At 70.1% G+C, this 21,522-nt stretch carries 10 protein-coding genes; all 10 read right to left on the bottom strand.

Annotation, left to right across the window (positions count from 1 at the left end; all coding sequences use genetic code 11):
• Positions 1-13,371: glycosyltransferase (locus tag ACFVYE_RS41040; protein WP_389608652.1), on the bottom strand; the 13,371-nt coding region annotated here is incomplete at its 3' end.
• A gap of 87 nt (positions 13,372-13,458) precedes the next feature.
• Positions 13,459-13,770 (bottom strand): hypothetical protein, encoded by a 312-nt coding sequence (locus ACFVYE_RS41045; RefSeq protein WP_383966754.1) that lies wholly within the window; start codon positions 13,768-13,770, stop codon positions 13,459-13,461.
• Complete coding sequence (locus ACFVYE_RS41050; RefSeq protein WP_266364628.1) at positions 13,763-14,221, bottom strand: YbaB/EbfC family nucleoid-associated protein; 459 nt, start codon at positions 14,219-14,221, stop codon at positions 13,763-13,765. Before ACFVYE_RS41050 ends, ACFVYE_RS41045 begins: the two co-directional genes overlap by 8 nt.
• Positions 14,221-14,802, bottom strand: coding sequence for a type VII secretion system-associated protein (locus ACFVYE_RS41055; RefSeq protein ID WP_383966751.1), 582 nt, complete (start codon positions 14,800-14,802; stop codon positions 14,221-14,223). The genes ACFVYE_RS41050 and ACFVYE_RS41055 overlap by 1 nt, the downstream gene beginning before the upstream one ends.
• A 53-nt stretch (positions 14,803-14,855) precedes the next feature.
• A complete protein-coding gene (locus ACFVYE_RS41060) occupies positions 14,856-17,030 on the bottom strand; it encodes a hypothetical protein (RefSeq protein WP_389608653.1) in 2,175 nt (724 codons plus the stop codon).
• 4 nt (positions 17,031-17,034) lie between these two features.
• Positions 17,035-17,412 (bottom strand): hypothetical protein, encoded by a 378-nt coding sequence (locus ACFVYE_RS41065; RefSeq protein ID WP_383966745.1) that lies wholly within the window; start codon positions 17,410-17,412, stop codon positions 17,035-17,037.
• 36 nt (positions 17,413-17,448) lie between these two features.
• Positions 17,449-17,748, bottom strand: coding sequence for a hypothetical protein (locus ACFVYE_RS41070; protein WP_383966742.1), 300 nt, complete (start codon positions 17,746-17,748; stop codon positions 17,449-17,451).
• 66 nt (positions 17,749-17,814) lie between these two features.
• Positions 17,815-18,162 carry a hypothetical protein gene (locus ACFVYE_RS41075; protein ID WP_383966739.1) on the bottom strand — a complete coding sequence of 116 codons (348 nt, stop codon included), beginning with the start codon at positions 18,160-18,162 and terminating at the stop codon, positions 17,815-17,817.
• A gap of 262 nt (positions 18,163-18,424) precedes the next feature.
• Entirely contained in the window at positions 18,425-19,870 is a 1,446-nt protein-coding gene (gene eccB, locus ACFVYE_RS41080; protein WP_383966736.1) for a type VII secretion protein EccB, read from the bottom strand.
• A gap of 117 nt (positions 19,871-19,987) precedes the next feature.
• Positions 19,988-21,370 (bottom strand): type VII secretion integral membrane protein EccD, encoded by a 1,383-nt coding sequence (gene eccD / locus ACFVYE_RS41085; protein WP_383966733.1) that lies wholly within the window; start codon positions 21,368-21,370, stop codon positions 19,988-19,990.
• Between the last annotated feature and the right edge of the window lie 152 nt (positions 21,371-21,522).

Here is a 21,522-nt window from a genome sequence, read left to right on the forward strand (position 1 = left end):
CCGCCGGGCGGGCGCGGACGTGCTCTGGGGGGCTTCTTGGTTCTCGCTCTCGTCGGTCAGCCAGTCCAGACGCGTCCAGTCCGCCCACTCGGCTGCCCGGACACGGAACTCGGCGGGCGGCCCGAACCTGATGTTCGGGGCCTGCGTGGTGTCGAGGGACTTGATGTGCTCGTTGAACTGCCGCAGGAGGAATATCGGACCGGTACTGGCGCCCACGTTCTTCGACTTTATGGCCAGCTCAAGGACACCCTTGGCGTAGGCGTCCTTGTTGTTGATGTCCGGCAGATTGTCCAGAACCTGCTTCATGAAGCGGCTCCGGGGGTGTGTGACGATGAACTGGTTCCCGAAGCGTCCCTCCCCGTAAGCGACTTCGGCGGCCTGGTGGATCCGGTCCGCAGTCACGGGTGCGTTCTCTTCGAGTCCGAGCAGTTTCCGTACGCTGTTGGGATCGCGAAGCATGGGACCGAACATCGGCAGGGTTTCGTCGCTCTTGGACATTGTCACGCCCTCGGGACGCAGCACCGCCTCTCCCGGCCCCAGGTCCACATCGAGATACACCCCGCCGTGCTTGTGGAGGAGGGTGTATCTGGCGATGTCGGAGGCCATCGCGAAGCTGTTCTCCTTACGCGCGGCCTCGTACAGCTTGGACACCTTGGAGGGCAGCTTCTCCCCGCCGGAGCTCTTGTCCTTTTTGAACAGGTCCTCGACCCGGCCTTGATGAACGGTGCCGGAATCCACCAGGCCCTTGAGGAACTCCTTGTTGTTGCGCCGGCCGCCCTCGTCCGTCCAGATCGTCAGCTTCCACTGTGCTTCTTCTGCCTTGGCCGCCCATGTCCGGAGGTTGGCGCGGGCACCGTCCGTCAGTTCGCCACCCAGCCAGATGAAATTGAGTTCCTTGGGGACCACGGCCAGCGGACCGGGACCGGCGCCCACGTAGTGGATCGGACCGGCGGGGAGCGCGTCGCGGGCCGGCGCGGTCGCGGTGCTCTCGGACAGGACCGTGTCCGAGAGCTGCTGTGTGATCTCCGAGTCGGCGTTGAGCAGCAGGCCGTCCGTCGCGCGAGGCACGGCGGGCCGGTACCGGTCGTCCGCGAGGTGCAGCACCACGCCCGACCGCGTGTTTCCTCCCGTGTCCGTTCCAGGAGCGGCGAACGTCAGATGGTTCAGGTCCGACTCGACCACAGTGACCGGGACCCCGAGCACACGGGCCGCGAGCAGTGCCGCCAGGTCTCCCGCGGAGTGGTTCCAGCCCGCGTCCTTGCGGTCGCCGATCTGCCCGTCGCCGGACCGCAGCAGTGTCGTACGGGCCAGGTCCAGGCGCTGGTCGGGGGTCAGCCGGGCGGCCACGGTATCCGGGAGGCGGCTGCGCGAGGCGGCGTGTTCGGCGGCTTGTGCCTCGCTGAGCACGATTCCCGCGTCGGCCAGCTCCTGTGCGGTGAACCGCTCCTGGGGATCGATCGCGAGGAACTCCGCGAGTTCGTCGCGGTCCGCCATCAGCCGGTCGGCGAGGCGTTGCCTCAAGTGCTCGACATCGGCGGCGGAAAGACTTCTGCCGGACGCGTGGAGCCCCATCTCGGCGAGGAGCCCCGGATGGGCGCGCTCGACCGCGTCGAGGAGGGACCGGTGGAAGCTCGTACCGATGTCGAGGTGCGCGGGTCCGGTGGAGGGCGGCTCCACGAGGTGGAGGACGCGGCCGTCCGGCGACTTCAGACTGACCGGGCGCCCCTGTGAGTCCTCGCCCTCGGCGGTGTAGGGCTCGGGGGCGGACTTCGCGTCGGCCGGGCGGACGTAGCCCTCGGGTTCGGGCGCGGGGTGCCAGGGGGTGACGACGCGGGGGGCGCTGCCTTCGGCCTGCGGCTCCAGGACCCCTCGGGTGGATACGTCCACCGCTTCGAAGTTCGTCTGCACCAGGGCGAGTTCGCGGTAGTCGGCCGTCAGCTGTGCGACTGCCCGGTCATACACCGACCGTGCGTTCTTCAGCTCGGCATCGACCGCGTCGAGTCGTCCCTCGGTCTCCGCCCGCTCCGTTGCCTTTCGGGCTCGGGCCTCCTGGAGCTCGGCAGCCCTCAGGGGTGACCGCGCGGCCAGTACGGCCTCCAGCGACGACCGGTAGGCGGCGTCCGCCGTCCGCAGGCGCTGCGCCCAGCCTGCCGCCTTGATCTGTTCCCGGCGTACGGCGTCCGTGTCCGACAGCGGCCCCGCGTCGTCGAGCCAGACCTCCGTGCGGGCGAGGACGTCCTCCCGCGTGACGAGGCGCGGCGGTCCGGTGAGGCCGGCGGCCGGGCCCTCGTGGGACACCGTGCTTTCGAGGGACACCGGCCCTTCGAGGGCTTCGGTGAGCGGCGGGTATCCGGCGACGGTGGCCGGAGCCTGTTCGGTGGCCGCGGCGGCGGCCGGCTCGCTCCAGGCGACCGGCGGCGTGCCGGAGGGGCGGGTACCGGTGATCGTGTAGTGGTCGACCGCGTTCCAGGCGGCCTCGGATGCGGCGGCGAGGTGCTGCTCGGCGGTCGCGAGGGCTCGGCGATGGTTGGCCAGGTCCTGCTGGGCTTCGGCGTACCGGGAGCGGGCCGTGGCGAGCCTCTCCGGCGCCGCGGCCACGTCCGTGCCGGTCTCCAGGAGGCGCCGGAGCTCCGTGTGGAGGGAGGTGACCTCGCTGTCGAGTGCGCGCAGGCGCCGCTCGGCCGTCTCCGCCTTCGTGGCGGCCTTGGTGTACTTCTTGGTCTGTTCCTTGACGGTGTCCGCAGCGGCCTCGACCTCGGGCGGCAGCAGTTTGTGCTCCCGGGCGACGTCGAACGACACCCACATCGTCACCCCGTCCTGCACCATGTGCTCGACGGTGACGGGCGGCCGGGTCCCGGGCCTGAGCAACGACGGGACGACCGGCAGGTCCGCGATGCGGTGCGATGCCTTCGCCGTCTGGAGTATGTGCAGGGGTGCCTGGATGAGCACGGCGCCGCCGGCGAAGGGCTTGAGCGTGGTCAGCGCGGAGGTACGGCGGTCGGCGGCACCGCCCGCCGCGTCGGAGTCCGTCCAGCCCGGCATGGCGGCCGTGGCCTGCACCAGGGGCTGCGTCTGGAAGGCCGGTCCCGCGGTCATCGACGGCATGTGCGATTCGGTGGTGTCACCCGTGTAGGTGTCGTTGTCCATGGTCCGCCGGCTGCCGCCGAGTCCCGCGCCCGGGTCCACGGCCAGCAGCCGGGCCCGCGACAGATCGACGTCGGCGGAGATCTTCAGGGTCGCGTCCGTCCCGCCGATCGTCGACGTGGTGTCGTGCAGCGTGACGGTCAGGCTGTCGCGGATCATCTGCGGAAGGTAGGCGCTCAGCACGTCGGTGCTGATGCCCCCCTTGAGGACTTCACCGGCGGCGGTGCCGGGCCGCGTCAGTACCGTCTTCCGCACATAACGGCCATGGCTGTTCGTGGGCATCTCCGTCGCGGCGTCGGTCGTGGCGCCGCGTCCCTTGACAGCGAGGTCGACGGCGTACGCTGCGGCGTCCCGGAGTGCGGTGATGCCGCCGACGGTGGTGACGACGACACTCTCCGGGCCGGTGGCGAACAGTTTCCTGCCCGCCGCGTTGCGCTCCCGGAGCGCAACGGCCTGCTGCTGATCCGGGGGAAGCAGCATCGGGCGTGCGGCATCCCGGGGTGTGCGGGCCGCCAGTGGTTCGGTCTTCTTCGGTTCGGTCTTCTGCGTTTGCGTCTTCTGCGGTTCGGTCGTCCGGGCTTCGGTTGTCTGCTGTTCGGTCTTCTGCGGCCGGGCGAGGCTCAGCGGCAGCACCACCTCGGTTTCGCCTACGGGATACGTGCGAGGGACCACTGTCCCGTCGGGCAGCTCCAGGGTGAAGGTGACGCTGAACGTCGTCCGACCGGTCACCACCGGCCCCTCGAAGGCCACTTGGGCACTGACGGCGTCGGTGACCGCGTGTGCCAGGGCGGACGAGCGCGTGGACCCGACCCGGTCGTCGAGGGTGAAGCCGCCGCTCCGGAGACCCGGACGGTCCCAGATGGTGGGCACCTCGCCGAGCCGGTAGCCGGCCTCGTACCCGCGCGCCAGCTTCTCCGTGACAGTCTCCGCCGTGGACGTGGGCCGGGTGATCGTGGGCTTCACGTCGTGGCGCAGCGCACCGGGGGTGAATCCGGACCGTTCCAGGGTCACCGTGAGACTGGCGTCCCTGGTCGGCCCGATCTTGTTCCGGGCCAGACGCAGGGAGGTGCCGCCGTTCTCCATGCCCGTCTGGAGAGCGCGGATACCGGACGGCGACAGGGTGGTCATCTGCCGTGCCAGGCCGCCGAGCTGATCGGCCAGCAGGCTCTTGGGCCCGAGCCAGCTCTTGTGCTGCGGCAGGTCTTCCATCAGGGTGCCCATGAACCGGCTGACCGCCTCGGACATGTCGATGCGGCCGACCGTGAGCGTGGCGTGCGCGGCCGCATCGACTGCGGTGAAGAGCTGCCGGGGCGGCGGAGCGGTGAGACCGTCGTCGAAGAGACCGGCCCTCCTCGCCTCGGCGAGCGGCATCCACACGAGCAGGCCGTCGGGGATCTCCACGACCCGGCCCTGGGGCGGCCGTCCGCGCATCAGTTCCACGGGCGCCCGGAGCAGACCGGACGGCTGGGAGCGGGCCGCGAGGTGCCATGCCACATCGGCGCCGACCAGGACCATCGGTCCGGTGTACTGGACCGTGTGGGCCGGGTTCGCCGAGAAGGTCTCGGCCGAGGTCGCGGTGCTGGTGCGCTGGTACGGCGACGCGGTGAGACCGTAGGTGCCGGAGGTCTGGAACGCGTCGGTGTGCTTGGCCCGGAAGGCCAGCAGGGACGAGATGGCGTGACTGCGGACATGGGCGACCGAGTGTCCCGCCCCGCTGGTGCCCGAGCCGATGTTGGAGAGGGCGAGGTCGCTGGAGTCGACGACGGCGAGCACGCGCGTCCCGCGCACCTGCGGCCAGGCGCTGACCGACGCGGTGATGTCGGTGACGGCCGTCTTCCCGAACAGGTCGCTGACATGCTTGCCCGTCTGCGCCGCGTCGCTGAAGTCCGCCTCGTTGCGACCGGTGGTGAACGCCTCGGCCAGCGCGCCGGAGGCGGAGGTCCCGTCGGTCCCGTAGATCCAGGAGTTGCCGGAGACGGAGGCGAGCAGTTCCTTGAGGTGGTGCACCACGACTTCGGGCGAGGTGACGCTCTGCACGGAGTGCAGGCCACCGAAGAGGGCGTGAGGCGTCCAGTCATCCGTGGAGACGGGTTTCCCGGAGGAGAGAAGTTCGGCCAGAGCCGGGTCCATCGGCACGGACACGGGGGCCGTGACCGTCTCCGGCCGGTGGAGAGGCAGTGTGGAGGGGACGGACAGCGACGCGGGTACGGCAAGGGTGACGCGGCCGGTGACGGGGGCCGGGGCGGTCTGTCCGTCGCCCTGCTCGATGGCCAGGACGTCGACACTCCCGGCGGCCTGCTTCACGAACCACCGGGTGCTGAGCAGCTCGCCGGTCATGGTCCGCGCGATCTGGCGCGGCCTGGTGAAACTGGTGGCCTCGGCGGTGAAGGCCAGGTCGTACGACCACAGGTGCTGCGACCCGGAGCTGGTGATGCCGCCGTCCGGGGTCAGCGTCGGGCCGTACGTCATGCCGTAGGCGGTCTGCCTGCCGTACCGGTAGCCGATACTCCCGGTGCCGCCGAAGCGCTCGATCCCGGTCAGTCCCACGTCGACGCCGACCGACCAGCCGTGGGTACGGGTGGTCGCGCTGTCCGCGCGGCGGGTCGACAGGACGTTGTTCGCGAGACCCAGATCGTGGTGGGCACCCACGAACTGACGGTTCGTCGCCTCCGCGCGCACGGTGAGAACGACGTACCGCTTGCTGACGGAGTCGAGCTGCTCCAGCTGGATCCGCAGTCCGGTGCTCGTCAGGCGGTCGAGGGAGCCTTCGAGCACCGTACGGGAGAGTGCCTGGCGCAGCAGATGGGTGTTGCGCACCGCGGTGTTGTACTTCCGGTCGCTGCCGCCGTTCCGGTCGCCGTCGACCGCGGTGTCCGGCCGGGGCGGAAGCACCAGGTCGGGGTAGGCGCGGTGCAGCCCGGCCTGGATGCGGTCGACCAGTTCGTCCGTCAGGGAGACCTGGGGCGGGACCGTTTCCGGGTCACGGGTCGCGGCGAGGTCCAGGACCGCGTGCAGACCGAACGTCGCCGGATGCGACGGCGACAGATACGCGGGGGCAGGGGGCGCCTCGGCATCCGGGACGGGTGCGGTGCCGTCGTCCCAGCCGGCCAGTCTGCGTGCGTCGGCCCGTGGCAACTGCACGGTGGCGGTGAGGAAGGCGCCTTCCTCGTTCGGGTCGTTCCGGTTGGCCTGGGCGGTCCTCTCGGCCGGCTCGGGCGACTCCCATGCGCCGCCCTGCCTGCGCAGCTCGATCCGGAAGCGGACGTCGTAGAGCCCCGAGTGGCCGCGGCTGTTGAGCGTCCGCACGGACTCGGCCGTGTTGCCGCTGTAGCTGCTCTCCGCACGCTGGGTCGTCAGGGCGGCCGATCCCCCGATCTGGAGGCTCAGGGTGCCCGCGGGCTGGAGCAGCGCCAGCTGAGGACCGGCGGAGATCCCGACCCCGGCGCCCTGGGTGTTCTTCTTCTCCGTGGTGGCGGTGGAGCGCTGTGCGTCTGCCTTCTTGACCTCGGTCTTGTCGGACGCCTGAAGCAGTGTGGCGTCGACCGGGATCAGCCGGAGCTCGACAGAGCCCAGTGACCGGTTGCCGAGACCGGCGAAGAGCGGGGCGCTGACCACCGTCTCGCCGGAGCTCTGCGCGATCATCGTGCGCAGGCTCTCCTCGCCGAACAGCTCGGCCAGTTGGTGGCGGAGGAAGCTGCCGGGGATCGCCTCGGGAAAGTTCGCGAGCGCCCAGTCCAGCAGCCGGGTCTCCGTGGTGACGCTCAGCGGTGCGAGCAGGTGCGGCCGGGCGCCCGGCGCGAACTCGAAGGCGATGGGCAGCCGGTCCGGGATCGCCGGGTCGGTGACGCTGTCCGGGACGCGCCAGGTGACTCCGTCCTGGATGCGGTAGCGCCGCTGCGCGGCGGTGCCGGGCTGCTGCTGGTCCGGGGACAGCTCACGGCCCTTCTTGTCCCAGACGCGCGAGGACTCGACGACGATGTGCAGGTCGCTCACATGCAGATGACTGCCGTCCTTGCCGACCGCGGTCACACTGCTCTGGGCGCGGCTCTCCTGGGTGTACGTGTAGGAGGCCTCCATACGCCGTGCGCTGAGGGACACCGACCCGAACGCACCGACGGCCCCCGCGGAGGGCCCCAGCGGGACCGCCACTCCGAAGGCGCGGGAGGTGCCGAGGGTCTTGGTCTCCGTCGCACCGGGGCGGGTGCGGAGTTCGGTCTCGATCTTGACGGGGGCGTCGGTGGCCTTGGCCTCGGCGGTCTTCGACGCGCTCTTCTGCGACTCGTCGGTCTCGGACTTGTCCGTCTTGGAGGCGTCCGTCTTCGACTCGTCGGTCTTGGACGCGGCGGTCTTGGACCCCTCCGCCTTCGGCTCCTGCGTCTTCGACTCGCCGGCCTTGGCCCCTTCGGCCTTCGGCCCTTCCGTCTTCGAGGTGGTCGAACTGCCCTCGTTCCCGTTTCCGTCCTTGTGCAGTACGGACTCGGCCACGTCGTCCACGGCGGCCAACGCCGACGGCTCGGCGTGGCGGCGCCAGTTTCCGTAGCTCTCCATCGAGAGGGAGATCTCCCGGTGGCCGCCGTCCGTGGTCGGCAGGATGAAGGTCCGGGGGCTGAGCAGCGTATGCGGACTCTGGACGAGCACGCGCTTCAACTCGTCGAGCCCGTCGGGGCGCAGACTCCATCGCCTCGCGACGGATTCGGCCAGCACGTCGGCACCTCTGATGGTGATCCGTCCGTGCCCGTGGCCCTTCATCGACTTCGGCAGCATCGCGTTGTCGTCGAACGTGACGAATTCACTGGACTGCTCCTGCGGGAGCGGATCCACGTTGTCGCTCAGCAGCGGAGGGGCGAAGGCCGCCTTCTCCACCTTCACGCCCGGGTTCTCGATCCGGCGGAACACCTCGTCGCGGCGTGCCTCCTCTGTCGTCAGGTCCGGACGGTCGCGGCGTACCCGGTACATCCGCTGCTCGTACTCGTCCGCCGAGAGCGCATTCAGGGCCTTGTCGCGGGCCGTGGGCTGCTGCGCGCCCGACGAGCCCGCCGGTGAGGAGCCGTCACCGCCAGGGCCGCCCGGCGGCTCCTCGTTCTCCTTCACGGGGATGTCGGAGTCCTTGGGAGCGGAAGCCACGGAGTCGGCGTCGTCGTCGGACCTGAGGTCGGAAGCGTCCTCGGACGTGAAGTCGGACGCGTCGTCGGACTTGGGATCGACGTCGTTGTTCGGTTCGGATTCCGACGTGGTCCGCGTGTCGGGGAGGGACTGCGTGTCGTCCTCGGTCTGTGTACGTACACGACGGGCGTTCGGCGACGGCAGGTTGTCCCGCTCCCGCGAGTGAAGGCTGTCCCCGTCCTTCCCTCCGGACTCCGACGCATCGTCCAGATGCCGCGGAGCCTCCATCAGCTGCTCGCCCGGCTGCACCGGAGCACGCCTGTCCCGTTCGGAGTCGGCCGGCCGCGGGGTCTTCGCCGAGTTGCCGGCACCCTCGTCGACGTTCGTCCGGGAGACCGGATTGCGCACGGTTGCCGACGGTCCGGCATTCGACGGGCCCGACGTGTCCGTCAGATCCGCCAGATCCGTGTCCTGGACGTCCGTGCGCTTCTCCGACACGGCGTCGTCCGCCTTGGGGGTACCGGGCTCATTGCCGGTCGTGACCAGGTTCCGCAGGCGTTCCACCAGCGTGCGGGCGTCGTGGGCAGCCTGTTCGCGTACCTCCTCGGGCAGTTTGTCGAGCGAGCGGTCGATACGGCGGTCGAGGTCCCGCAAGCGGTCCGGAGCACGCAGTTCCTGTTCCAGGCGCTCCTGCCCCTCACGCCTCAGCTCCGCCGTCTCGGCGTCGTAGCTGTCGAGGACCCGGTCGATGGCCTGAGGGTCGCCCGCCGCCTCGTCCAGCCTGTCCTGCCATGCGGCGCGGCGTTCGGTGCCGCGCTCCGCCCCCTCGGGGTCGCCGTCCGAGATGGCCTTCAGCCGCCGGTCGCGCTCCAGCTGTGCCATCCGGTCGAGCTGTTCCCGCTCAATGGCCTGCCTCGCCGTGTCGTCCTCGGCGTTCGCGCGCCGGTCTTCCCACTGCTGCCGCTCCTCGCGCGACATCCCGGTGTCGTCCGTACCCTCGCGCAGCCGGTCGAGCCGCTCCTCCAGGATCCGGTCATTCTCCGCCCGGGAGTCCTCATTCCGGTCCCGGCCGGGGGTGCCGTCACCGCCGGGACCGCCGTCACCGTCCTGCGGCGGGGGCAGCGGCTCCGAGGACTCCTGCTGAAGGCCGCCCTCGCGCATGGCGTCCAGCCTCGCCCGGAAGGACGCCAGTTCGGCCTCCCTGCCGAGGGTGGCCGCACGACGTTCGTACTGCGCGTCGAGGTCGCTTCCCCGCCCCGGTCCTTCGAACCGGTTCTTCCAGGTGGCCAGCTCCGTCTCGGATGCACCGAGATCCCGCAAGGTCGCGAGCCGTCGCGACGTCTCCAGCTCGGCGTCGTAGTCAACCTGCACTCTGCGGAGATCCTCGGGGGTCGCCGCCTGCTCCCTGCGGTCCTCCCATTCGAGGAACCGCTCGCGGTCCATGCCCGCCTCTTCCGCATCGGCCCGGCGGTTGTCGGCCAACTGCTTCCGGAGCGCCTCGGGGGCGCTGTCGGCGCGGGCGCTCAGCTCGGACCCGAGGGTGCCGAGACGGTTCTCGAAGTCGTCCAGCAGCTGGGTCGTCCGACGGGGATCGTTGGCGAGAGCCGACTGCTCGATGTCGAGGGCATGGCGCAGCCACTCCGTGCGGCGCATTCCCAGCTGCGCGGCCCGCGCCTCGTATCCGCCGTCCATGTGACGACGGAACTGCTGGAGGCGTTCACCGAGGCCGTGCACGGCGACGAGGTCGCCGAGTTCCCGCAGGCCGTCGGCGGCGTCGGCGTGCCTGCCCGCCCCGGCGTCGTCCCGGATGCGCTCGCTCAGCCGCTGCCGTGTCTCCCTGTCGACGCCCACCCGCCGGGCATCCGCCAGCAGGGCATCGGTCTCCCGCTCCACGTCCTTGGTCAGCCTGCGCTGCTCGGTGGGGGTCAAGCCCTCGGGCACGTCGGGAAGTTGCTCCAGCCGGTTCACCGGGTCGTCGGTGAGGCTGCCCAGTTCGTCGAGGCGCGCGATCAGCGCATCGACATCGCCGTCGTTGTGCACGTCGAAGCCGTCGCGGAAGGGCAGTTCGTCCTGCGACTCCGTACGGAGAGGATTCGGCGAGTCCTCGGTGGCCGGTCCCCTCCCGTCGCTCTCGGTCCGCTCCGTATCCGGCCGGCTCCCGGCCGGGGGTTCGGTGCCGGGCGGGGCCTTGGGAACGTCGGGGAACACGAGGTCCGGCTCGTCCCCCGTGAAGGGCTGGGCACCGGGTTCGTTCTGCGGGACGTCCGGGAACACCACATCGAGCCCGTCCGGGGACGGAACTGTGGGTGTCTGCTGCCGTGGTCCTCCGGGGGCGGTGCCGGCACCCTGCGCCGTGGGCACGGTCGGTACGGGGCGCGGCGGTGGTGCGATGCCACCCGCGCCGTTGTACGGGAGGACTCCGTCGCCTTCGATACCCGTCGTTGTGCCGTCGGGCTCCAGCCCGTCGGCGCCCTCCTCCTCCAGGGCCGCGCGGTACTGCTCACGGAGCTCGTCGACCCGTGCGGGGCGGCCGAGGCCGTCGGCGTCGCCCTCCCGCAGCTTTGCCATCCGTGCCGCCAGGTCGGCGTCGGAGTCCGAGTCGTCGGAATTCTGCCGGTCCTTCAGCCGGTCCAGGCGCTCCTGGAGGCGATCGAGGTCGTTCGCGGTCCGGTTCACCGGCCCGGAGTCGTCGGACCGACTGGTCGACCCCACGCCCGCGTCGTCGTCGGACGTCTGCGGAAGGTCGTTCCGCGGTACGTCGGGCAGGTCCGCCAGGAGCCGCTCCGCCTCCGGCGAAAGCACCGTGCCCAGCGGGGTATCGGGTACGTCCGGGAGGCCGTCCAGAAGCGTGTTCACGTCCGTGAGCTCCTGCGTCACGTTCTCGTGTACCTGGTCCGGGGCGGGCAGCGTCTCGGGTACGTCGGGGAGGCTGTTCAGCAGGAGGTCCAGCTCCGACACCGAGTCCGGCGGAACGGGGGGCTCGGGTGTGAGGAAGTTGGTGGTCGAGTCGCCGGAGTTGTTCGTCGTGTCGCTGTTGTTCGAGTTGTTGGTCTCGATCGTGTTGTTGGTCTCGATCGTGTTGTTCGTGTAGTTGCCGTCGTTCGTGAAGTTCGTGTCGTTCGAACTGGTGGCGAAGGAAGGGGCGGACGCCCCGGACACGTCGTACGGTGCGGCGTTCCCGTCGTCGTCGCCCGAGTACAGCGTCCGGCTGTCCGAGAAGTCGTCCACGTCCAGGTAGTACAGGCTGTCGCCGTCCGAGGCGTTGTCGTCGCCGCTCCGCAGCGAGACGTTGTCGGAACCGGAGTCCGAGGCCGAATCCGTGAGCGTGCGATTGTCGGCGTCGTTCCTCGGGCCGGAGCCGTCGCGCACCGTCGTGTTCGACTCCGCGCTCGGCCGCGACGCGCCGGACGGCGGCGTGGGCGAGTCGGACGAGAAGACCGGGGGGCGCGGCGGCGGCGCGGCTGGGGGGCCCGAGACCGCGTGGTGCACGGCCTGGAAGCCATGGGCCACTCCGCGGCCCATGACGCCGCCGGCCGCGCCCGCGGCCGCGGTCCAGCCGCTGACCGTGAACTTGTGCTCGGGCCCGAAGATCAGGTTGTACATGCCCTCGGTGACCACGGCGTGGCCCGATTCACCGGCGATCTCGCCGACGAAGTTACCGATCCGGAAGCCGATGTTCCCTTCGATGTTCTTGCTGATGGTCTGTACGAAGGAGCCGGGCAGGTCATGCGAGAGCGCACGTACTCCGTTCTCCCCCAGGTCCTTCACGTACGGCTTGAGCGCGTCGTCCAGCGAATGGGTCAGACCCTGCCAGTCGGCCTTGCCGCCCCAGTTCTTGACCAGCGCCTCGCCGTAGTCGCGGCCCAGGTTCCGGGCGGTCTCATTGCCGAGCGAGTCCCCGAGGTTCTTCTCGAAGGCGTTCGCGAAGTCCTTGACGACCTCCCGGCCGACCGCTCCGGCGGCCGCCCCCCTCGCACCGTCCGCTCCCACATGATTCAGGGATTCGTTGGTCCGGCCCATGATGTTGCCCAGGCGCTCGCCGAGCTTGCGGGCGGACTCCTCCGAGATCGTCTGGCCTGCGGCGCCCGCTCCCGCTCTTCCGCTCGCTCCGGCCGCACCGTCACCCGCGGCGCCCGCCCCCTTGCCCAGGCCCGCTCCTGCGGCACCCGCGCCCTTGCCCGCACCCGCACCCGCGCTGCCGGCACCTTTTCCGGCGCCCGCACCCGCAGCACCCGCGCCCTTGCCCGCGGCACCGGCTCCCGCACCACCGGCGCCCTTGCCGAGACCGCCCGCACCCGCGCCGCCCGCACCCTTGCCCAGACCGCCCGCACCCGCGCCACCGGCACCCTTACCGAGCCCGCCCGCGGCCTTGCCCGCACCGCCTGCGGCACCGCCCGCGCCCTTGCCGCCCCCGCTCAGCCCCTTGCCCAGCACCTTCCCCGCGTCGTTGCCGAGGATCTTCCCCAGGCCCTTGCCGGTCAGATTGCCGAGCAGCTTGCCGAGTCCGCCGCCCAGCAGCGCGAAGGGCCCGCCGAGCGCACCGCCGATGGCGGCGAACTTCGCGGCGTCCGCGGTGAAGTTCTTGTTCCACTCCGTACGGTCGCCGCGGCCCATCTGGGTGAGCTGGAGGATGGAGTCGAGCAGCAGGCCGCCGACGAGGCCGGTGATGGTCTGCATGATGATCTGGGCCAGCAGGAACTTGAGGATCAGCACCGCCATGGAACGGAACGCGGCGATCGCCGCGGCCGCCCAGATCTCGGACAGCCCGGCGGTCACCGGCATCAGGGCCTGGGCCAGGGCTATCTGCACGACGAGCAGGGCCAGTTGGCCGAAGATCATCCACTTGGTGTACTCGATGTCGGCAGCGGTCTTGTGGGCGTTCTTCGACAGCTTGATGGCGTCCTCGTAGGCCCGCTCGAGGATGCTCTCGTTGCCGTTCGTCCTCTCGACGAACTGCCGGGCGTACGCCACGAACCGGGTCGCGGTCTCGCCCTCGAAGTCCTCGTCGACGCGGCCGACGACCTGCCGCAGAAGCTCCTCCACCTCACGGAACTTCTCGGCCATCTGGCGATACTCGTCACTGACCACCCGCAGGGTGTCCTCGTTCGCCTGCGGGAAGGGCATGCCGGTCAGAGTCTTGAGGAGGGTCGCCCACCCCTCGGAAACCTCAATCGCCATTGTGTGGTGCCGCGTCTTCGGGGTTCGGCCGGCTCAGCCGGCGGCAATGTGGTTGGCGTCGTCCTCGGCGTCGTTCAGGATGACCGAGGCGTTGTTGCCGCTGATGCCGACCATTTCGAGCAGATCGGAGAGGCCTTCGAGGCCGTACGTGAGCCCCTTGCCCGTCGAGTCGACGAACTTGTGGTACTCCTTCGCGTACACATCGTCCTTGCCGCCCGCAGTCCTGTTCTCCTGGTTGATGTGGTCGTTGAGGACGCCCAGTTCACCGACGATCCTTGAGATGGCGCCGAACTGGGTGAACCGGCGCGGGAGATCTCCCGGAACGCTCAGGGTTCCGTCAGCCATAGAACTCGTCCTCCTCGCCTCGGTTGCCGGACGGCTTGCGCCCGCCGCCCAGCACCGTCTCCGTCAGCCCCTCGGGCTGCATCGCGCGCAGCGGAGCGAGCAGATCGTCGAGCTCACCACCGCCGAAGAGTCCGCTCGCCAGCTCCTCCTGACTGCCCATCAGCGGCCGTACCGAGCCGCTGACCTTGGAGTTCATCTCCGTACGCGCCGCGTTGACGGTGGTCTTCAGCACCTCGGCGAGCTGGGCCCCCGGCATCGTGCGGTAGCCCTCGGTGTGGAACTTGAAGGAGAGGATCTCGCCGTGGGCGTTGACCGAGGCGGTCACCATCCGGTCCTTGGAGGTTGCCGAGGCGGACGCTCTGGCCAGTTCCTCCTGGACCTGCTGGATCTTCTTCGTCTGCTCCGCGAGGCCGGCCATGGCCTCCGCGAGCTGTTCCTGGAACGACACCATCAGTACTGCTCCTCCTTGCCTTCCGCCGCCGCTTCCAGCACGTCGACCGCGCGGGACAGGTCGTCCGCGGACAGCCGCAGAGCGACGGGGCCCGTCGGGTTGAGGTACAGGTCCTGGCCTTCGGGTACGAGTGCGAACGCCTCCGAGACGGGCAGCACCCGGTGGGCGAGCGCGCCGGCCCGCTCCAGATGGGCGGGCGCGGTGAACACCGGCACCACCGGGTCGCCGTCCGGGGTGCAGGCGCTGACCGCGCCACCGCCGGGAGCGGTCAGGACGGCCAGTTCGGCCGTGACCACGGCCAGGGCGACGCCCTCGACCGGGCCGTAGCCGGTGGCCGCGAGCTGCATGGCGGCATCCACGTCGTCGGTCGGTTCGGGCCAGCCGAGCATGCCGGGAGACGGCCGGTACTTGTCGTTCCGCTGCCATTCGACGATCTCGCCGTCGGCGTCGGAGCGCCACTGCCCGATCACCGCCCACAGCGGCGGTTCACCTTCTCCGCTCCATGCGGGGTCCACCGTGCCGAACCAGTGCTCGGGTGCGGTGCGCGCCGCCGCGCGGATGTCGGCAGGCACCGGCGGCATGGCGGAATCCTCGCTCCCGGTGGGTATCCCGCCCGCTTCTGCACCTGCGGAACTCATCGTCCGATCACGCCCGTTCCGGCGTCGGGCTCGGTGCCCCACACCTCTTCGTCCTCCGAGAGCCATACGTTGCGCTGCCGGTCACCGCCGTTGCCGCCGCCACCCGGGGCACCGCCGCCGCCCATGCCCATCGGCGGCATGAAGGGCATGCCGCTCCCCGTCCCGCCCCCCGCTCCGCCCCGCCCGAGGGCGCCGAGGGACTGCGTGGACACATTGCCCTGCGTCGGCGGGACGCCCGGGGTCGCGGGCAGCCCCATGGCGGCACGGGCCCGGTTGCTGAGCCCGGACACCACGGACGTCGGCTCGTGAAGGGCTTTGCCGTTGCTGTCGACCAACCTGCGGAGGTTCTCGGAGCCCCCCTTCGAACCGCTGAAGAGATCGCCGCCCGACGTGGACGGACGGCGCTGGCCGTTCAGCAGCTCGTCGAGCGTCTTGGGGTTGCGGGTCTTCAGGTTGTTGCTGCTCTCGGTGATGTGCTTGCCCTGCGGGTCGCTGATGGTTCCGTCGGCGTTGATCCGCGAGCCGGGCGGGACGGTGAGTTTCCCGCCGTACATGTTGGTCAGCGGCTTGCCGTCCGCGCCGATCAGATTTCCCTGAGCATCCACTCTGGTGCCCTTGGGGACGATGACGTTGCCTTCGGCGTCGACTCCGAAGCCCCGCGTCAGGTCCCCGGAGGTGGAGCCGCTGGGAAGCGTCGGCGGTTTCGGTCCACCGGTCGCGGGGGAAATGATCTTCCCTCCGGGGCCGATCGTCGAACCGGGCGGCACGATCAGCGGCTTGCCGTCCGCGCCGAGGACCGGCTTGCCCTTGGAGTCGGTGACGGCACCAGTTTTGGGGTCGATGCGCGATCCGGCCGGAACGGTCAGGGATCCGCCGCCGCCCAGAGGGTTGCTCGTACCGGAAGTGCCGCCACTGGGTCCGGTGACCGGAGGCGGGCCGAGGCCCAGCTTGTTGGTCTTCGGGAGATTGGTACCGGAGACACCACCGCTCGGCCCGGTGACCGGAGGCGGGGCACCGAGATCGAGATCGCTGCCGCCCGCACCGCCGGAGCCGTCTCCGGTGCCGCCGCCGTCACCGCCCGCGCCGTCACCGCCGCCGAGCATCTCCTTGAACTTGTTGAGGATGTCGTCGGCGCCGCCCGCGCCACCGTCACCGCCCGCACCCGTGTCGCCGTAGAAGTCCTTCTGCTCCTCGGCCGTCAGCGAGATGGTGAACGTCGGCTTCACGACGGAATTCGCGTCGGAGAGCTTCCCGCTCGCCTTGTCGTAGGCCGTCGCCAGGTCGAGCATCGTCTGGGAGGACTTGTCGTCGAGCTCGGTCTTGACCCCGTCGAGCCAGCTCGCCTTCGCGGCGGCCTCAATACCGATCCAGTCAGGCCCACTGACCGTCGCGTCGTGGTCCGACGTGGGGTTCTGGGTACTCATTACCTTCAGGAACTGCGCTTTGAGGTGGGTGAACGCCATGGAGATGGCACCGGCTTCTCGGTACTCGATGCCCGTGCCCACGGTTTCCAGCTTGTCGAACCACTCCCAGGAGTTCTTCCTCAGCACTCCTATGGTGGTCGCCAATTGATCGCTCACCGCCTGGAGATCCTCCTTTATCGCACCACCCATGTAAAAGGACTGAGTCTCTTGCAGCGAACGTTTCACCGCCAGGAGAACGGCTTCGAAGAGTTCGGCGGACTCCCCTTGCAGTTCCTCCGATCCGTTCCCCACCTTTTCTGCCCATTCATTGAACTTGGCCGCCCATCCGCCCGTCCAGACATCCATGTTGTTGAGGATCTGGGACGCTTTGCTCGACGACAGCGGATTGGCGTCCTTGTTCGTCCCGGCCGCCACCGATCCGAGGATCGGGCCGGCCGCTCCGGTGAACTCGGCCAATGCCCCGGAGCCGTTTCCGAAGTCGGTCCAGTTGTAACCGAATCCGAACATCAGCCATTGTTCGTCCTCCCTGGTGGGGAAGGCGAACGCGTAGTAGCCGTCCAGCCCCCACTCCTCCGCCTTGAGCTTCGGAGTGCCGCTGAACCATTGGCCGTTCACCTCTTTGGTGATCCACTTCTTGGCGCCCGGGCCCGCCACCAGGTTCCGGTCCGGCAGCTTGGTGGTGCCGTCGTGAAACATGGCGAGGATGTCCTCCCACTTGGCCGGCATCCCGGGGGGCACCTCAGCCATGGTTTCACTTTCCCTTCGGGGTCAAGATCTCGGAGAACTCGTCGGCGAGGGCACCGCCCATGCCTGTGGAGTCGTCCTCGGCGTCCTGGTGCTTGGTCTCCACGTCACGCAGGCTGGCCGAGAAGTTGTTCATGAGCGTGATGGCCGTTTCGTAGCGCGTACGCATGCTGGCGCGGTACGTCTCCATCTGGCCCTCGAGTGCCTTCGCCTGCGTGCACTTCTCGGGGTTTCCGACAGCCAGCGGGATCTTCGATCCCAGGCTCACATAGTCCGGCTTGACCGTGAGGTCGCGGCGGAACGTGGGGAGTTCCTGGTTCGCGTACCTGAGATAGACGCCGTCGGTCGACTGGAAGATGTCGCCCGGTTTCTCGTCATCAGCCATGCTCACACCTCACAGAAGTCGATTCGGTCGGTCGGGTCAGCTGCCCTGAAGGTTGTTCAGGCCGCGGCCGCCGTCGAGGTCCCCGTCGATCTGCCGGGAGTGCATCCGCTGGAGAGTGGTCCGGGCGACCCCGTACTGCTCGTCGAGCTGCAGCTTGATCCGGCCCAGCTCCGCCTGGAATTCCTCCCAGGAGGTACGGGTCTGACCGCTCAGGGTGTCGCGCAGCGCGCCGAAGTTCTTCTCCATCCAGGCGAGCGCCTCCTTCATCTCCTGCTGGGCCGCGTCCATGTTCTTGATGGCGTCCAGGACCCCTTGGTGGCTGATCTTGACGGTCATGGCGGAACTCCTCGTGAGGCGGTTAAGAGAGCGGGGAAGGAAAGACGGGGAGAAAGGCGGGGAAGGTCACCCGGGGTTGATCTCGCCGGCGATACCGGCGGCGTAGGTGTTCGCCTCGTGCTCGGCGTCCGTGAGGAGCCGGTTGGCCATCGCGGTGCCTTCGCGGAAGAACTGGGTGCGCTCCATGACCCGGCCGTGCGCCCTGAGCCACTCGTCGATGCCCGCCGCGTGAGTCTCCGAGGAAACCGCCTGGTAGGCAGCCCGGACCTGACCCTGGATGGTCCTGACCTTGCGGCCCGCCTCATCCATATCGCGAAGATGCTGATCCAGCGTCTTCAGCGTCTCGAGCATCGCTGTTTCATCGTTGGACAGGCCGTCGGCCGAGTTGACGTTGAAGCCGGAGACATCAGACATGGGGGGGTCCTCCTGGACACTGCGGGAACACGGCGGCACCACGGGCGCACGACAGGCCGACCACACCGGAATCACGCCCTCCGGGAGTCGACGGATCATCAGGTTAATACGCTGTACGGGATCTTGGCACGAATGTTCGCCGACAATCTGAGTGTTCATCTGCGATACGTGCGTGAGCTGCGGAAAAGCCGGAGAAAGCGCATGCCCCCGGCCCTCCTATCCTCAGAGGAACCTCAATTCCCTTAAGACCGGGGGGAATCGGCTATCGAGGCATCGTGTTCTTCGATGCTTCCACGAGTCCCTGCGTCAGCAGGGCCGTGTCGTCCAGCGCGGGCCCGGACGCGAGCAGCCCGAGGACACCGGACGGGATGGGCACGGACTGATCGGCCCTGTACCCGAGCCGCTGGAGTCCCTTCTCGCCCCCGGGGACCGGGTACTTGGCACCCGACTCGGTGACCAGGTAGTAGGCCGTGCCGGTGCCCGCCGAGGAGAGTGCCGCGACGAGGGCACCGCCCTCCGGACGTACGGCGAACAGGTCGGCGGCTCCGGAACCCGCGGTGATTCCGGGCTGGTTGGACACCGCCCGGCCGCCCACCGCGTCCGCGCGGGGCAGGACGACCGAGACCGTCGGCCTGCCGTCCGCGGTGCCGACGACGGCACAGACGCCCTCCCCCGCGCCGACCGGGCTGGGCCTGGGCAGACCGGTCGGGACCGCACCGCCCCCGGCTCCCACGAGCCGGGTCGCCTTCGGGTCCTGGTGGCGCGCCAGGTCGTCCGGACCGATCTTCTGGAGTACGACTGCTCCTTGGGCGTAGGCGGTCCGCTGGGTACGCGGATCGCCCTTCAGCAGTGCCTCCTCCAGCGCGGTGACCTTGGTCAGCCCGCGCTCCGTCAGCAGGTAATGGCCGCCGGAACCGTCGAAGAGCTGCCCGATCCGTGTCGGGCGGCCGGCCAGCGAGGGGCCCGCCTTGCCACGTCCGGACACTTCCGGCACCGCCAGATCCGGGCCCGCCGGCAGGGCGTTGAGGAACGCGTCCGGGACCGGATACGCCCCGTCGGGGTCGTAACCCAGTGCCTGGACCGCGTAGTTCGCGGTGTTCAGCCGCAGCCGGGTGCCGTGCCAGAGGAGGTACGTGGTGCCGCCCGGGACGGTACGGACCAGGGTGGCCCCGTCCGAGGTCACGGGCCTGCCCTCGGCGGTCAGGCCGACGGCCAGGGTGAGGAGCGGCTCCGAGGCGGCATCGGGCCGGGTGGCGCACACCGACCAGGCCTCGCGGCTGAGCGCGCCCGCCTGCGGCAGCGGGTCCGGCGCGCCGACGATGCCCAGGGTCGCGCCGCGCGGGGCGTCCTCGATGGAGGCGGGCTTGACGCTCACCACCTTCATCCGGTCACCCGCCAGCAGTCTGGCCGAGGTCTCGTTGAGGACCGGGTGGAGGACTCCGTCGAGCGTGAGGTAGCGGGCGCCCGAACGTTCGTCGAGCACCAGCGTTCCGGTGGCCTTCCACGCGTTCGAGCCGCCGGGCACCACCAGCCCGTACACCGCGACGACGAGCGCGGCCAGGGCCGCGACCACGAGGCCGATGACGAAGCCCTTCGTGGTCCGCCGGTGTGCGGACTCGGGGGCGTCCGGGTCGTCCCGGAGCATTCCCAGTGACAGCCGGCTCATGACGAACATGTGCGCGTGGACCTGGTCCCGCCTGGACTGCATTCCTTGCCTTTCCGACCGGGCATCGGCCCGGCGCGCGAGGGCCCGGGGTACCGGGGCTTTCGGCCGCCGGAACCCGGGATCCGCCGGCTGTCCGGCGGCGGACGCCGGAGAGCGGGCTCAGCTGTTGAGGCCCCGCAGGTACTGGTAGAGACCGGCGACGAGCAGGGCCAGCGGGACGAGGACGATGGCGAAGAGCAGGTGCAGCAGGTCGACCGCGCGCCCCCAGTAGGGCACCAGGCGACGGCCGGGGAGCGTCCAGCCCGTGATGGCGAGCACGGCCGCGACGGCCAGCAGACCGGCGAGCAGCAGCGGCCGGGCCCCGTCGTCGGTCCGCAGGACCAGCTGCGCCGTCAGCAGTACGGAACCGTAGGCGGCCGGCAGGACGACGGCGAGACGCTGCCAGGCGCCGCCGATCGCCCGTGCGTGCGTGAACATCAGCGCGCACAGGACCGCCGCCAGGGTGAGCGGCGCCCAGGACGTCTCGGACGCCAGCACCGTGAGGCAGCCCGCGGCCACCAGCCCGGTGGCACCGTAGAGGCCCGTGAGGTAGCTGTCGGCGACGGCGCCCCGGGCGGCGATCCGCTCGTCCGGGGTGGGCTCGATGCCCTCCTGGAGCTGGCCCGCGTTGGTGGGCAGCAGCGGCACCTTCAGTCCCGACAGGCGGAACGCCAGGGACGGCAGGAAGTGTCCCAGCAGGACGACCGCCAGGATCAGCGGGGCGGCCGTGCCGGTGGCCGGGACGCCGAAGAGCATCACGGCTCCCCCGACCGCCCCGAGGACCGCGGCCAGTGCGGCCGCCAGGAACAGCGGTGCGCACGCGCCCACGGCGGCCAGTGCGAGCACGGCGGCGCCGGCCGCCGCGGAGCAGCCCGCGAGCAGCCGGGCGCCCAGTTCCGCGTCGGACTGGGCCCCTTGGGGCACCAGGGCTCCGGCCAGGGCGAGGAAGGGGACGGCCGCCGCACCGAGCGCGGCGCCCGCGCCGACGTCGCCGACCGCCCGTGAGGCGGCCGCCGCACCGGCCAGCAGGAGGATCGCGGTCGCCGCCGCGCAGACCGTCCTGAGCCCCGTGGAACCGGGCAGCAGCAGGAGCAGCAGGCCGGTGGCGAGGGTGCTCAGGGTGAGCGCGGTCATGAGGTGGTGCGACCACACCGGCCGCCAGGAGTCGGGGCGTTCACGCAGCCGGCTGGAGAGCCCGTCGACGAGGTCGTCGTAATGGATCTCGGGGAGGGCGTCCCCGCGCAGGCGCAGATGTACCGTTTCGCCGTCGTGCAGGCCCAGGTCGCCGAGGGTGTTCTCGTCGTCGAGGGGTTCCTGGCCGAGGCGCTGGAGCACCCAGCCGCCCGCCTGCGCGCCACGTTCGTAGAGGTCGGTGCCCCCGTGGTCGACGATGGTCGGCATCAGATCGGCAAGCACGATGTCGGACGGTACGGCGAGTTCGACGGAGCGGTCGGGCGTCAGCACCGTGAGGCGGCACAGGGGTGCCGCGGATATGTCGGTCAAGCGCGTTTCATCGCCTTCCAGGACGGTGGTCGACGCGGTCAGATTGATCACATTAACTTGCGCGTGCAGTCTGTACGTTGTGGGGTGCCGTCGAGATCGGCGGCCCCGTCCCCACCCACCACCCGGCCTGCACTCCCGCATCGTCGGCCGTA

Origin of the sequence: Streptomyces sp. NPDC058239 (assembly GCF_042882185.1) — a bacterium.
Classification (GTDB): Bacteria; Actinomycetota; Actinomycetes; order Streptomycetales; family Streptomycetaceae; genus Streptomyces.